This window comes from Bifidobacterium sp. UTCIF-38, assembly GCF_006454495.1.
Lineage (GTDB): Bacteria > Actinomycetota > Actinomycetes > Actinomycetales > Bifidobacteriaceae > Bifidobacterium > Bifidobacterium callitrichos.
In genome coordinates this window covers 67,322-81,326 of record NZ_JFAL01000008.1, presented here as the reverse complement: position 1 = coordinate 81,326, position 14,005 = coordinate 67,322, and the positions used below count along the sequence as shown (strand labels likewise).

Here is a 14,005-nt window from a genome sequence, read left to right as displayed (position 1 = left end):
TCGACAGAAAAAGAGATGGAGAAAAGGAAAAGCCCCGATGCTACACCATCAGGGCTTGTTGCGCGTGCGCCGGACAGGATTCGAACCTGCGACCTGCTGATCCGTAGTCAGCTGCTCTAATCCGCTGGGCTACCGGCGCATACCGCTTGTTTATCCTCTTGCGGTGAAGAGGTGTGCGCCGGACAGGATTCGAACCTGCGACCTGCTGATCCGTAGTCAGCTGCTCTAATCCGCTGGGCTACCGGCGCATACCGCTTGTTTATCCTCTTGCGGTGAAGAGGTGTGCGCCGGACAGGATTCGAACCTGCGACCTGCTGATCCGTAGTCAGCTGCTCTAATCCGCTGGGCTACCGGCGCATGTTGTCCTCGAGGCAACTCGACATATATTACATGCTTTCAATCGATCCGCAACTCGGCGTGTCGCGATTGCCGATCGATGCGGAAGACCGCCCAAAAGCCCGGTATCATGCGGTTTTGAGCTGTTCCGAACGCACCAGCTTCGGTTCGGCTCTGCCGAGCACGGCCGCCTCGTCGACGATCACCTGCCCGACGTCCGGCATGCTCGGCAGGCGGAACATCGTGTCCTGCAGCGTGCGTTCGATGATCGAGCGCAGGCCGCGCGCACCGGTGCCCTGACTGATCGCGGTGGCGGCGATCGCGCGGATCGCCTTCTGCGTGAAGGCGAGATCCACGCCGTCGACGGCGAACAGCTTCATGTACTGCTTGACGAGCGAATTGGCCGGCTGCACGAGTACGGCGGCCAGATCGTCCTCGGTCAGTTCATCGAGGACGCTGATGACGGGAAGTCTTCCGATGAACTCGGGCAGCAGGCCGAAGTCGGCGAGATCGTCGGCGGTGACATGGCGCAGCAGTTCCCTGTCCGGAATCTGATTGTCGCGCCACGTCGCGCAGAAGCCGCTCTCGTGGGCCCCCAGACGGTTCTTGACGATGTCCGCCAGTCCCACGAACGCGCCTGCGCAGATGAACAGGATGCCGCGGGTGTTGATCTGCACCGTCTCCTGATCGCGGTGCTTGCGCGTGCCCTCCTCGGGCACCGAGGCGATGGTGCCCTCCAGGATCTTGAGCAGCGCCTGCTGGACGCCCTCGCCGGACACGTCGCGCGTGATGGAGGTGTTCTCGCCGGATTTGCGGGCGATCTTGTCGATCTCGTCGATGTAGATGATGCCGTGCTCGGCGCGGGACACGTCGCCGTCGGCCGCCTGGATGAGCCGCTGGAGGATCGTCTCGACATCGTCGCCGACGTATCCGGCCTCGGTGAGCGTGGTGGCGTCGGTGACGACGAACGGCACGTTCATCACTTTGGCGAGCGATTGGGCCAGATAGGTCTTGCCCACGCCGGTGGGCCCCATCAGCAGGATGTTCGATTTGGAGACCTCGACGTCCGCCAGCGGATCGGCGGCGTCGGAGCCGAACACCCCGGTGTGGGCGCGGTCGAGCTGTCCGGCAGCCTCGTCCAGCTCCATGTTGACCCGCTTGTAGTGGTTGTACACGGCGACCGACAACGCCCGCTTGGCCTCCTGCTGGCCGATCACGTAGCGGTCGAGATACGCGCTGATCTGCATGGGCTTGGGCAGCTGCAGCGCGTTGATCTCAGCGTCCTTGCGGCGCTCCTCCGAGATGATGCCGACGCACAGCTCGATGCACTCGTCACAGATCGCCGCCCCCTGACCGGTGACGAGCTTGCGCACCTGATGCTCGGTCTTGCCGCAGAACGTGCAGGCCGGAACCTCATCGTCATAGCTCATCGCACGTCCCATGCATCTGCCCCCTATCGGTGTATGCGCTACCGTGGTCGAAGTACAACAATACCCCCGGCGCCCAATGGCCGGGGGTATTGGCGGAACCGCCTACTGGCGGTGTTCGAGCACCTCGTCGACGATGCCGTAGTCCTTGGCCTCCTGGGCCGTGAGGAACGTGTCGACCTCGATGTCCTTGCGGATCCTCTCGACGTCCTGACCGGTGTGCTTGGCGAGGGTGTTCTCGAGCCATTCGCGCATGCGCAGCATCTCGCGCGCCTGGATCTCGATCTCGGTGGCCTTGCCGAAGCCCTGGTCGATGGCCGGCTGTTGGATGAGCACGCGGGCGTTGGGCAGCATCAGACGCTTGCCCTTCGTGCCGGCGGCGAGCAGGATGGCGGCCGCGGAGGCCGCCTGGCCGAGGCAGACGGTCTGCACGTCGGGCTTGATGTACTGCATCGTGTCGTAGATGGCGGTCATGGCCGTCATCGAGCCGCCGGGCGAGTTGATGTACATCATCACGTCGCGATTCGGATCCTGGGATTCGAGCACGAGCAGCTGGGCCATGATGTCGTCGGCGGAGGTGTCGTCCACCTGCACGCCCATGAAGATGATGCGGTCCTCGAACAGACGCGTGTACGGGTCCTGCCTCTTGAAGCCGTACGGGGTCTTCTCCTCGAACTGCGGCAGGATGTACCGGTTCTGCGGGGCGAACGCGGCCTCGCGACGGGCGGCCGGCATGAAGCCGACGACTCCGGCGGGGCCGGCCAGACGGTCGGCGCGGGCGGCGAACCTCGCTTCCTCACTTGCCATGCTTGTCATTCTCCCTTCGTCATCGAATCGTGCGTGGTGATGATCTTGTCCACGAAACCGTACTCCAGCGCCTCGCTGGCGGTGAACCAGTGATCGTACTCGTTGTCGCGGTAGATCTCCTCGACGGTGTGGCCCGTCTGCTCGGCGGTCAGCTCGCTCATGGTCTTCTTCATGTCCATGATGAGCTCGGCGTTGATGCGCACATCGGTGGTGGTGCCGCCGATGCCGCCCGAGGGCTGGTGCATGAGCACTCGGGCGTGCGAGGTCAGGAAGCGCTTGCCCTTGGTGCCGGAGCTCAGCAGGAACTGGCCCATCGAGGCGCACATGCCAAGGCCCACGGTCGCCACGTCCGGCTCGATGAGCTGCATCGTGTCGTAGATGGCCATGCCGGCGGTGATGGAGCCGCCGGGCGAGTTGATGTACAGCCAGATGTCCTTCTTCGGATCCTCCGCGGCCAGCATCAGCATCTGCGCGCAGATGCGGTTGGCCATATCGTCCTTGACCTCCTCGCCCATCCAGATGATGCGGTCCTTGAGCAGACGGTTGAAGATCGGATCGGCGAATCCGGCCGGCGCGTCCTCGCCCGCCATGGTCGGAAGGGTTGCAAGAGTGTTGCTCACCTTGTTCTCCATTTCGAATATTCAGTCGTAAACAACTGTCAAGACTACCGCCTTCAAGCGACGGCCGGCGCATCAGCGCCCGTTTTCGGCTCGACGCGTAGTGCGCGACAGCATCCACTGCGAGACGAACGCCGAGGCGGCGACGCCCAGTCCGACGGGCACGAAGAAGGAGATGGGCGCCTCGGTCAGCTCCATGACGAGGCACATGGCCATCAGCGGCGCCTGCTGGGATGCCGACAGCAGTGCGGCGGCGCCGATCAGGGCGCAGGCGGTCACCGAGTCGGTCGGGAAGACGAACATCCAGACGAGTCCCAGCATCGCCCCCAGGGTGGAGCCGAGGGCGATGCCCGGCTGGAGCACGCCGCCGGAGGCGCCGGAGCGGATCGTCAGGAGCGTCATGACGGTCTTGGCCACGAAGGTGAGCGCCAGCACGCCGAGAATGGCCCACCAGCCGGCGAGCGTGAGCGTGCCGCCGGCGTTCGGCGCACTCCCCGCGTTCGAGGCGAGCAGGGTCCACGGCGATGCGGCCGCGGACTGCGCGGACTGCGCGGCTCCGGACAGACCGGCGATCTCGGGCAGGAAGGTGGAGAATCCCAGTTGGGCCGCCGCACGTCCGTTGCCCATGACCTGCGGGACGAGGAGCGCGACGAGGCCGGTCAGCACGCCGGCCAGAGGCATCTGCCACAGGATGGCCGTGTCCTTGGGCTGGTGCGCGCTCGCCCATGACGATCCCCTGCGGAAGAGGGCGCCCGCCACGCCGCATGCCGCACCGCACAGCAGGGCGAACAGCATCAGGCTGGGCGTGGATTGGGGCTGCATCGCGGTGATGTCGTAGAAGGTGTGGCGTCCCTTGATCAGGGATGCGACGAACGCGGCCGTCGCGGACATGCCCAGGCCGAATGCGACCTTCTCGATGGTCACGTCGACCAGCAGGATCTCCACGGCGAAGAACATGCCGGCCAGGGGGGCGTTGTAGACGCCGCCCAGACCGGCGCCGGCGGCGACGGCCACGATCATGCGCCGGTCGATCGCGCCCGCGTCGGAACCGTCCGCGCCGATGCGGAACAGATCGCAGAAACGCTGGGCGAGCATGGCGCCGAGTTCGCGCGGGGCGACCTCGCGGCCGATCGACGCGCCGGAGCCGACGATGAAGATCTGCAGCACGACGTGCACGATGGTCTGCCACCATGGCATGCGCGCCCCCGCCACGGCCTTCTTGACCGACGGCACTCTGGCGGTCCTCGTGCGCAGCAGATACCAGATGACGCCCGCGATCGTGAGTCCGACGGTCACGGAGATCGCGCGTCGCACACCCGGGACGCCGAACGGACCGGGCAGCTCCGATCCCTCGATGTAGCCGAGCATCACGTGCTCCACGCCGTAGAGCAGAAGCGTGAGCAGTCCGGCGCCCGCGCCTATCAGTGCGCCGAGCGCCAGGGTGGCGCAGGTCAGCCATCCCATGCGCCTGAAGTCAACGGTCCGCTGCATGTCTCTCCCATCCCGTATCGAAGCATTGTTTTCTTTCACACGACAATGCCGTGAAATTTTTATTTCACCATACTCGCCGGCATGTAACGACGCCGTTTACATAAGCACTCGACGACGACGGCACGGATACGCGGGGTATCCGCTCGAAGGCGAGGGCGAACAATGCGAAAGGGGTTGGAACCGATGTGGCTCCAACCCCTTCATACCCGTTCAGACGGATGACCGGTCACGATTCGCCGATCACTCGCCGTCCTTGGCGGACAGCTCGTCGGCGACCGCGGCGGCGGCGGACGCGGCCTCGACGGACTCGGCCTCCTCATCCTCGGCGGCCTCGCCGAGGAAGGCGGACAGGTCGACCTCCTCGCCGTTGGCGGTGAACTTCACGGCGCGCATGCCGGCCAGCAGACCCTTGGAGCGGCCGACCTCCTGCACGGCGGAGCCGAGCTGGCCGTTCTTGATGATCGCCTGGATGAAGGCGTTCGGATCCATGCCGTACTGCTGGGCGATGGAGGCGAGGAAGTTGAACACGTCGGCCTGGGAGACCTGGACGTCCATCTTCTCGGCGAGCGTGTCAAGCAGGATCTGGTCCTTGAGCTCCTTCTCGGCGCCCTCCTCGGCCTGCTGCTTCTGCTCGTCGGTGGCCTTCTCCGGATCCGGGGTCAGACCCTTGAGGTGCTCCTCGACGGCCGCGGCCTTCACGCCCTTCGGCACCGGGATCTCGAGGCCCTCGGCCAGCTTGGCGAGGAAGGCGTCACGCGCCTCGGTGGCCTGACGGCCCTTGGCGTCCTCGCCGGCGGCCTTGCGGATGTCGGCCTTGAGCTCGTCGAGCGTGTCGAACTCGGAGGCCTCCTGGGCGAAGTCGTCGTCGAGCTCGGGGAGCTCCTCGGCCTTCACGGAGTTGACCTTGACCTTGACGGTGGCCTTCTCGCCCTCGTGCTCGCCGGCCTCCAGCGTGCCCTCGAAGGTGGTCTCCTCGCCGGCGGACAGGCCGTCGAGGGCCTCATCCAGACCGTCGAGCATCGTGTTGGAGCCGAGCTCGTAGCTCACGCCCTCCTGGGAGTCGACGACCTCGCCGTTGATCTCGGCGGACAGGTCGATGTTCGCGTAGTCGCCCTTGGCGGCCGGACGGTCGACGCCCACCAGGGTGCCGAAGCGCTGACGCAGGGTCTCGAGACGCTTGTCGACGTCCTCGTCGGTGACCTCCGGGGCGGCGATGGCGATCTCCATGCCGTCGAGCTCGGGCAGCTCGATCTCCGGGCGACGCTCGACGGTGGCGGTGAACTTGAGCTTGGTCTCGTCCTTGGCGGACTGCGGAACGTCGGTGACGTCGAACTCCGGCTGGGCCATCGGGTGGATCTTCTTCTCCTCCAGAGCCTTGGAGTAGAGCTCCGGCACGCCATCGTTGACAGCCTGGCCGGCGACGGCGCCGAAGCCGAAACGCTGATCGATGATCTTGCCCGGAACGTGACCCTTGCGGAAGCCCGGCACGTTCACCTGCTTGGCGATGTCCTTGCGGGCGGCATCGAGGTACGGGTCGAACTCCTCCGGTTCGACGGTGATGGTGAGCTTCACCTTGGTGGGTTCGAGGTTACGAACGCTGATCTTCACGCTAAACGCTCCTGAAAAATCGTATGTGTCCTATATCTGCCCGAAGGCAACCGTCATAGTATAGCGCGCGACACGGACGCGGCGATCAGACGCACCTGCCAGTCGCGCGCGCCCTGCTCCCTGAGGAACGCGGCCACGTCCCGCCCGGCCGGATCGTCGGTCCAGCACAGGTTGCGCACGATCTGCGGCTTGATGATGACCTCGGCGGGCGTGCGCGTGTCCTCGGCTATCTGGTTGATGACGCGGCGCACGCGCTGCAGGCGCTCCCGACGTTCGGGCCGGCGGTCCCACAGGCGCATCGCGCGCGGCGCGTTGGACTCACCCTCCCCCTGGCATCCCATGGCCGGCATGGACGGCAGATCGCGCTCCGGCAGCGCCAGCGCCTCCTGGATCGTGGTCTTCCATACGGACGGCTTGACGATGCGCTGGATCGGGGCGTAGCGCTCGAACATCTTGTCCTGCTCGCCCCCCGTATGGATGCGCACGCGTTCGTTGAGCGAACGCACCATGCGGAACTCGCGGGCGTTGCGGGGCTTCCTCTCGGCGGCCTCGATGATGGAGGCGTCGGACAGCAGCAGCGTCGGCGCGATGTCGTATCGGCGCGCCAGCTCGTCGCGCTTGGTCCACAGGGCGCGGGCCACGGCCAGTCCGCGACGGTCGCGTCCGAGTCTGGTGATGTGGGAGATGCGCAGCCATGGGATCGGATGCTGGTGCCGGGGCACGCCGGAGGTGCCCTCGTCGAGGATGTGGCGGAACTCCTCCTCGGCCCATTCGATCTTGCCCTGTCGTTCGAGGTCGGCGCGCATGAGCCGCTCGAGCTCGATCAGCAGCTCGACGTCGAGGGCGGCGTAGTTGCGCCAGTCGCGGGGCAGCGGACGATACGACCAGTCGGCGGCCGAATGCTCCTTGGCGAGGGTGATGCCGAGGTAGTGCTCGGTGACCGCGGCGAGTCCGAAGCGATGCAGACCGAGCAGGCGCGCGGACAATTCGGTGTCGAAGAGCCGCCGCGGCTTCAGGCCGATGTCGGCGAAGCCCGGCAGGTCCATCATCGCATCGTGCAGGATCCAGACGGCATCGCCGACGGCGTCGTTGAATTCGTGCCAGTCGGCACCGGCCCGGGTGAGCGCCACGGGGTCGAGCAGGAAGATGCCGGCGCCCTCGCGCTTGAACTGGATGAGCCAGTCCTCATGCCCGTATCGGAAGCCGGAGGCCCGTTCGGCGTCGGCGGCCAGCGAGCCCGAGGCGGCCGCCAGCGCCTCGCACGCCTGATGGTAGCCGGCGAGCGTGTCGGTGACCGCAGGCACTCCCCCGCGCGGCTCGGTCTGCAGTCTCGGTTCGGATCGTCGTTCCTGTCTGGAATCAGTCAACGGTTGCGCCCTCGTTGAATTGGATGGTGGATCTCAGGAAGCGGGCCCATGCCGCGACGTACGCGCCGGCGTCGAAGTGGACTCCGGTAGGGACCGCCGGGGTAAAGGATACACGCATCTCGCATCCGGCGGAATCGCCGTCGCCCAGGGAGCCGAACGTGGTGTTCTGCGTGACGGTGACGGTGCCGCCCATGCTTCCGCATTCGACGCCCTCCACGGCACCTTCCATCCGCTCGCACATGTCATCCCAGTACATGCCTGGCGCAAGGGAATCGTTCTCGACGCTGGACAGCGGCAGACGCGCGAAGGCGACGCAGCGCCAGTGCGCGCCCCAGTCGGAGCGGAAGTCGTTGGAATACAGCATCATGATCCAGCCGGTAGCGGCATCGGTCAGCGGGTCAGCATCATGCGGGAAGCCCCTGCCGTCCCCGTGCGGCCCAGATTCGAGCTCCACGCCGATGCCGTAGTCGGACAGCGTCGAGGGGACGGGGATCTCCCGGTAGCGCACGTCGTCGAGTCTCGGCATGGAACGGACCGATTCGACCGCGTTCCACACGGCGTCGGGCACGCCGGCAGGCCGCCCCGGCAGGTCCGGAGCGGCGTTGCGTCCGGCCTGTCGCGGATTCACGCCGGTGGGAAACGCATAGATGTCGGCCATGTCTCCAGCGTACGTGCACGCCTCGGGTTTCGTGGTATCGACACGTGAATTAATACACGGTGAAGCCGTGGGACTCGAACTGCTTCGTGACGCGTTCGCGCAGCGCGGCGTTCGGCCCCTTCTGGTTCTCCAGCGGGTACGGGATGCGCAGCTCATGCCACTTGGGCCGGCCGAGCTGATGGAAGCCGAGCACGTCGATGTGCTCGACGGCATCGCCGAAGCTCTCGCAGATGTTCGCCACCTGCTCGACGTTCTCCTCGGAGTCGGTCAGTCCCGGCACGAGCACGAAACGGACCCAGATCTTCTTGCCCGCCTTCGCGAGTCTGCGGCCGAAGTCGATGGTGGGCTGCAGGACGCCACCGGTGACCTTGTGGTAGGTCTCCTCGTTGCCTGACTTGACGTCAAGCAGGCACAGGTCGATGTCCTCGAGCATCTCGTCGGTGTAGTTGGTGTTGAGGAAGCCGGAGGTGTCGAGGCAGGTATGCACGCCCATCTCCTTGGCCGCGTGGAACACGCGCGAGACGAACGCCGGCTGCATCATCGACTCGCCGCCGGAGAAGGTGATGCCCCCGTGGGTGGCCTTGAACAGATCCTTGTAGCGGTCGACCTTCCTGATCATCGCGTCGAGGTAGACGGGCTGGCCATCGCGCATCTTCCAGGTGTCCGGGTTCTGGCAGTACTGGCAGCGCAGCGGGCAGCCGGACATGAAGACGGTCATACGGGTGCCCGGACCATCGACGGACGTGTTGATGTCCCAGGAGTGGACGAAGCCGATGTCGCCGGACTTGAGTGCGGCGATGCGGTCCCTGCGGTCGAGGCCGATCGGGGATTCGAATCCGGAGAGTCCCCCCATGAGGGTCTGGGACGCATACGACTTGGATTCGCGCAGCATGTGGCGCGTGGTGGTGCGGAACTGGGTTTCGGGCATCGTTGTCCTCCTCCAGATGATGCGGATGCGGGATGGTGGTGTGGTGTGGTGTAGGTCGTTGGATTGCGGTGGATGGCGTGCGAGACATGCGGGTCGTGCGGTATGCGTCGGAGGCGGGGCCCCATCCATGAACGGGACGCCCGTCCATGAAGGAAGGGGTGGGATTTGACTCCCACCCCTTCCTCGTCCTACCGCCTCATGCGGTCGCCCATCGCCGAGGGATCAGTCGGTGACGGCGCCCTGGTGGAAGGTGCGGGAGATAACGTCGAGCTGCTGCTCCTTGGTGAGCTTGACGAAGTTCACCGCGTAGCCGGAGACGCGCACGGTCAGGTGCGGGTACTTCTCCGGGTGCTCGACGGCGTCCTCCATGGTCTCCTTGCGCAGCACGTTGATGTTCGCGTGGTAGAGGCCGTGGCCGTTGCCGGCGTCGAGGATGCCGACCAGGTTGCCGATGCGCTCGTCCTCGTCGCGGCCGAGACCGTCGGGGGTGATGGTGTTGGTCAGCGAGATGCCGTCAAGCGCGTCGTTGTAGTCGATCTTGCCGACGGAGAACATGGACGGCAGCATGCCGTGGGAGTCCATGCCGTTCTCCGGGTTGGCGCCCGGGGCGTACGGGGTGCCCTTCTTGTGGCCGGACGGGAAGGAACCGGTGTTCTTGCCGTACTCGACGTTGGAGGTGATCGTCAGGATGGACTGGGTCGGGACGGCGCCGCGGTAGACCGGCAGACGCTTGACCTGGCCCATGACCGTGGAGACGACCCACTTGGCGATGTCGTCGGCGCGGTCGTCGTCGTTGCCGTAGATCGGGAACTCGCCCTCGGTACGGTAGCCCACGACCAGATCGTCGTCGGCGCCCTCGACGTACTCGTACTCGTGGCCTTCGAGGTTCTTGGCCTCGGCGTTGGTGATCGGGTACACCTTGGCGTACTTGATCGCGGCGAGGGAGTCGGCGGCGATGGACAGACCGGACATGCCGCAGCCGAGGGTGCGGTACACCTCCTTGTCGTGCAGGGCCATCTCGATGGACTCGTACGCGTACTTATCGTGCATGTAGTGGATGATGTTCAGGGCCATGACGTAGGTCTCGGACAGCCACTCGAGAGCCTTCTCGTAGTTGTTCTTGACCTTCTCGTAGTCCAGGGAGCCGTCGGCCTCGGGGGCGATCGGGTCGATCACGCCCTTGTCGATGACCTGCATGCCGGTCATCTCGTCACGGCCGCCGTTGATCGCGTAGAGCAGAGCCTTGGCGGAGTTCACGCGGGCAGCGAAGAACTGCATCTGCTTGCCGACGCGCATCGGGGACACGCAGCACGCGATGGCCGCGTCGTCGCCCCAGTGGCCGCGGATCTCCTTGTCGGACTCGTACTGGATGGCCGAGGTGTCGATGGAGATCTTGGCGCAGAAGCGCTTGTAGCCTTCCGGCAGCTTCGGATCCCAGAAGATCGTGATGTTCGGCTCCGGGCCGGGTCCGAGGTGCTCGAGGGTCAGGGTGTTGAGCAGACGGAACGAGGTCTTGGTGACCAGCGGACGACCGTCGTCGCCGAAGCCGGCGTCGGACCAGGTCGCCCAGTACGGATCGCCGGAGAAGATGTTGTCGTAGTCCTTGGTGCGCAGGAAGCGGACGATCCTGAGCTTCATGACGATGTTGTCGATGAGCTCCTGAGCGTCGGTCTCGGTGATCCTGCCGGCCTGGAGGTCGCGCTCGATGTAGCAGTCGAGGAAGGCGGAGTTACGGCCGAAGGACATGGCGGCGCCGTCCTGGGACTTGATGGAGGCGAGGTAGCCCATGTAGGTCCACTGCACGGCCTCCTGGGCGGTCTGGGCCGGACGGGTCAGGTCGAGGCCGTACTCGTTGCCGAGGTTGATGAGCTTCTTCAGGGCCTTGATCTGCTCGTCGTGCTCCTCGCGGAAGCGGATCCAGTGCTCGATCTCCGGCTCGGTGAAGTCGTTGCGGTACGGCACGGAGTCCTTGTCACGCTTCTTGAAGGCGATCAGCTTGTTGACGCCGTACAGGGCGACGCGGCGGTAGTCGCCGATGATGCGGCCACGGCCGTAGGCGTCCGGCAGACCGGTGAGGATCTTGTTGTGGCGGGCGACCTTGATCTGCTTGGTGTAGACGCCGAAGACGCCGTCGTTGTGGGTCTTGCGGTACTTGGTGAAGATCTTCTTGATCTCCGGATCCGGCTCCTTGCCGGCCTCGCGGATGGCCTGCTCGACCATGCGCCAGCCGCCGTTCGGCATCATCGCACGCTTGCAGGGGACGTCGGTCTGCAGACCGACGATGACGTTGTCGACCTCCGGGGACTCGATGTAGCCCGCCGGGAAGGCGTCGATGTCGGCCGGGGTGTGGGTGTCCACGTCGTAGACGCGCTGCTTGCGCTCGACGGCCAGGTAGTTGTCATCGAGGTACTGCCACAGGTGCTTGGTCTTCTCGGTGGCCGGAGCGAGGAAGGACTCATCGCCCTCGTACGGGGTGTAGTTCTTCTGGATGAAGTCACGAACGTCGATGTCCTTCTGCCAGTTGCCTCCCTCGAAGCCGTCCCACGCCTTGGCGTCCAGCTCCTCCTGAGTGAGCGCGGTAGATTCCACAGCTGTCATATCCACTCCTTGGTGTTGTGTTCCTGCGACGCACCATTGTCGTCGTTACTTCCATAGTCTAGCCGTTGGTCACTGGAAGTTAACGCAAAATACGCGTGAGCTATCTCACATTCCGTTATCGTTCACAGTGATCGCTCACACCAAGAGTGAAATCGGGCCGGCTCCCCAGATAAGGGGAGCCGGCCCATGATGCGAATGGTCGGGACGGGGTCAGTCGTCGGCCTGACCGTCGTCCTGCGGACCGTTCCACTGGCGGTTCCACTGACGGTCCTGCTCCTTCCAGATGGTCTCGCGATCCTGGAAGATCTTCCACGCGTTGAGGGCGTCCTCACGGGACCTGTACGGCCCCATGCGCTGCTCTATCGGCGACTGGGGCCCCAGCTCCGGCTCCCCCGTGCGGCTGTTGAAATACCACTGTTTGCCCTGATCGGACATGATGTCATGCTCCTTCTTCGCGCAACTATTCGCGGAACGCGTTGGTGATCGGCAGGCGACGGTCGCGGCCGAACGCGAGCGCCGTGACCTTGGGACCGAGCGGATACTGGCGGCGCTTCCATTCGGCGCGGTCCACCAGACGCATCACCGTGTCCACGGTCTGCTCGTCGAAGCCGTCGGCGAGCAGGTCGGCCCGTCCGTGAGCGTGCTCGATGTACGCGGCGAGGACCTTGTCGAGCAGCGCGTATTCGGGCAGCGAATCGGAGTCCTTCTGCCCGGGGCGCAGTTCGGCGCTCGGCGCCTTCTCGATGGACGAGACGGGAATCATCACCCCGCCGTTCAGGGGCTTTCCGGGGTCGCCGCCCTCGTTGCCCACGATCTTCAAACCTCCGATGCCGAGGCCCGCGGCGGCGGCGCGGTTGCGCCAGCGCGCCAGCTCCCACACGCGCGTCTTAAGCAGGTCCTTGATCGGGGCGTAGCCTCCCACCGCATCGCCGTAGATCGTCGAGTAGCCGCAGGCGAGTTCGGATTTGTTGCCGGTGGCCACGGCGAGCAGTCCCTTCGAGTTGGAGTACGCCATGACGATGACGCCTCGGATGCGGGCCTGCAGGTTCTCTGCGGACACCCCCTCCAGATGCAGCTGCCGCTGGTAGGCGTCGAACAGCGGTTCGATGGGCTGGACGTCGTAGTGGGCGCCGATGTTGGCGGCAAGGTCGGCGGCGTCGTCCTTGGACCCATCGGACGAATACATGGAGGGCATGGAGATGCCGTGCACGTTCTCGCCGCCCACCGCGTCGGCCGCCATCGCGGCGACGAGCGCGGAGTCGATGCCGCCGGACAGGCCGAGCGTGACCCCGGTGAAGCGGTTCTTGGCCATGTAGTCCTTGAGTCCGAGCACGCAGGCGGTGTACACCTCCTCGTCCGGGTCGAGCGGGGGCGCGATCGTCCCCTTCGCCTGATGGACCGTGTCGGTGTCGAGCGTCCAGTAGGACAGGTCCTCCATGAACATCGGGGCCTGGGCGAGCAGCGTGCCGTCGGCGTCCATGACGAAGCTGCCGCCGTCGAAGACGAGGTCGTCCTGACCGCCGACCTGATTCAGGTAGACGAGCGGCGCATCGACCTCGGCGGCGCGGCGGTGCGCGAGGTCGAGTCGGACGTCGGTCTTGCCCTCCTCGTACGGGGAGCCGTTGATGGTGACGAGCGCGTCGATGTCACGGCCGGCCAGTTCGGAGACCGGGCCGCCGTCCTGCCAGATGTCCTCGCAGATCGCCACGCCCAGTCGGGCGCCGTCGACGTCGAGGACGACGGAGCGTTCGCCGGCCTTGAAGATGCGGAACTCGTCGAAGACGCCGTAGTTGGGCAGGAAGTGCTTGTCGTAGCCGACCCACACCACGCCGTCATGCAGGACCACGAGACGGTTGTACGGCTTGTCGGTGGCGTGATCGGTGCCGACCGTGCCGACCACGACGTACAGGTCGCCGAGATCGTCCCTTTTGAGACGGTCGGCGAGTTCGTCGGCCTTGTCCCATGCGGCCTGGCGGAACGTGCGGCGGAGGGCCAGATCCTCAATCGGGTATCCGGTCAGCGTCATCTCCGGGAAGACGACGACGTCGGCATGGCCTTCGGCGGCCCTGCGGGAGTAGTCGAGCACCTTGTCCGCATTGGCGTCGAGCGCGCCGACGCAGGTGTCGATCTGGGCGAGTGCAAAACGAATCTGGGTCATGTCACCTATC

At 65.4% G+C, this 14,005-nt stretch carries 11 protein-coding genes and 3 tRNA genes; all 14 read right to left on the bottom strand.

The window, feature by feature from the left end:
- Positions 1-65: 65 nt before the first annotated feature.
- Positions 66-139: transfer RNA gene (locus BW11_RS04285), tRNA-Arg, on the bottom strand.
- A 35-nt stretch (positions 140-174) separates the two neighbouring features.
- Positions 175-248: transfer RNA gene (locus BW11_RS04280), tRNA-Arg, on the bottom strand.
- Between the two features lie 35 nt (positions 249-283).
- Positions 284-357: transfer RNA gene (locus BW11_RS04275), tRNA-Arg, on the bottom strand.
- Positions 358-464: 107 nt separating this feature from the next.
- A complete protein-coding gene (gene clpX, locus BW11_RS04270; protein WP_140444786.1) occupies positions 465-1,778 on the bottom strand; it encodes an ATP-dependent Clp protease ATP-binding subunit ClpX in 1,314 nt (437 codons plus the stop codon).
- Between the two features lie 90 nt (positions 1,779-1,868).
- Complete coding sequence (locus tag BW11_RS04265) at positions 1,869-2,570, bottom strand: ATP-dependent Clp protease proteolytic subunit (protein ID WP_140444785.1); 702 nt, start codon at positions 2,568-2,570, stop codon at positions 1,869-1,871.
- 5 nt (positions 2,571-2,575) lie between these two features.
- Complete coding sequence (locus tag BW11_RS04260; RefSeq protein ID WP_107040650.1) at positions 2,576-3,190, bottom strand: ATP-dependent Clp protease proteolytic subunit; 615 nt, start codon at positions 3,188-3,190, stop codon at positions 2,576-2,578.
- Between the two features lie 72 nt (positions 3,191-3,262).
- Positions 3,263-4,678 (bottom strand): chloride channel protein, encoded by a 1,416-nt coding sequence (locus tag BW11_RS04255; protein WP_140444784.1) that lies wholly within the window; start codon positions 4,676-4,678, stop codon positions 3,263-3,265.
- A 240-nt stretch (positions 4,679-4,918) separates the two neighbouring features.
- Positions 4,919-6,286 carry a trigger factor gene (gene tig, locus BW11_RS04250; RefSeq protein ID WP_140444783.1) on the bottom strand — a complete coding sequence of 456 codons (1,368 nt, stop codon included), beginning with the start codon at positions 6,284-6,286 and terminating at the stop codon, positions 4,919-4,921.
- Between the two features lie 53 nt (positions 6,287-6,339).
- Positions 6,340-7,653 carry an HRDC domain-containing protein gene (locus BW11_RS04245; RefSeq protein ID WP_043163894.1) on the bottom strand — a complete coding sequence of 438 codons (1,314 nt, stop codon included), beginning with the start codon at positions 7,651-7,653 and terminating at the stop codon, positions 6,340-6,342.
- Positions 7,646-8,311, bottom strand: a complete 666-nt coding sequence (locus BW11_RS04240; protein WP_043163892.1) for a DUF3000 family protein — start codon at positions 8,309-8,311, stop codon at positions 7,646-7,648. Before BW11_RS04240 ends, BW11_RS04245 begins: the two co-directional genes overlap by 8 nt.
- Positions 8,312-8,360: 49 nt before the next feature.
- On the bottom strand, positions 8,361-9,239 hold the full coding sequence (gene pflA, locus BW11_RS04235) for a pyruvate formate-lyase-activating protein (protein WP_043163891.1): 879 nt from the start codon (positions 9,237-9,239) through the stop codon (positions 8,361-8,363).
- Between the two features lie 222 nt (positions 9,240-9,461).
- Complete coding sequence (gene pflB / locus BW11_RS04230) at positions 9,462-11,837, bottom strand: formate C-acetyltransferase (protein ID WP_043163889.1); 2,376 nt, start codon at positions 11,835-11,837, stop codon at positions 9,462-9,464.
- Between the two features lie 210 nt (positions 11,838-12,047).
- Complete coding sequence (locus BW11_RS04225) at positions 12,048-12,272, bottom strand: hypothetical protein (protein ID WP_043163887.1); 225 nt, start codon at positions 12,270-12,272, stop codon at positions 12,048-12,050.
- A gap of 25 nt (positions 12,273-12,297) precedes the next feature.
- On the bottom strand, positions 12,298-13,995 hold the full coding sequence (locus tag BW11_RS04220; RefSeq protein WP_140444782.1) for an NAD+ synthase: 1,698 nt from the start codon (positions 13,993-13,995) through the stop codon (positions 12,298-12,300).
- Positions 13,996-14,005 lie beyond the last annotated feature (10 nt).

Excerpts from the sequence above, each read along its gene's own strand:
- pflA (WP_043163891.1), bottom strand. The coding sequence starts at position 9,239 with ATGCCCGAAACCCAGTTCCGCACCACCACGCGCCACATGCTGCGCGAA.
- BW11_RS04255 (WP_140444784.1), bottom strand. The coding sequence starts at position 4,678 with ATGCAGCGGACCGTTGACTTCAGGCGCATGGGATGGCTGACCTGCGCC.
- BW11_RS04220 (WP_140444782.1), bottom strand. The coding sequence starts at position 13,995 with ATGACCCAGATTCGTTTTGCACTCGCCCAGATCGACACCTGCGTCGGC.
- pflB (WP_043163889.1), bottom strand. The coding sequence starts at position 11,837 with ATGACAGCTGTGGAATCTACCGCGCTCACTCAGGAGGAGCTGGACGCC.
- clpX (WP_140444786.1), bottom strand. The coding sequence starts at position 1,778 with ATGGGACGTGCGATGAGCTATGACGATGAGGTTCCGGCCTGCACGTTC.
- BW11_RS04225 (WP_043163887.1), bottom strand. The coding sequence starts at position 12,272 with ATGTCCGATCAGGGCAAACAGTGGTATTTCAACAGCCGCACGGGGGAG.
- BW11_RS04265 (WP_140444785.1), bottom strand. The coding sequence starts at position 2,570 with ATGGCAAGTGAGGAAGCGAGGTTCGCCGCCCGCGCCGACCGTCTGGCC.
- BW11_RS04240 (WP_043163892.1), bottom strand. The coding sequence starts at position 8,311 with ATGGCCGACATCTATGCGTTTCCCACCGGCGTGAATCCGCGACAGGCC.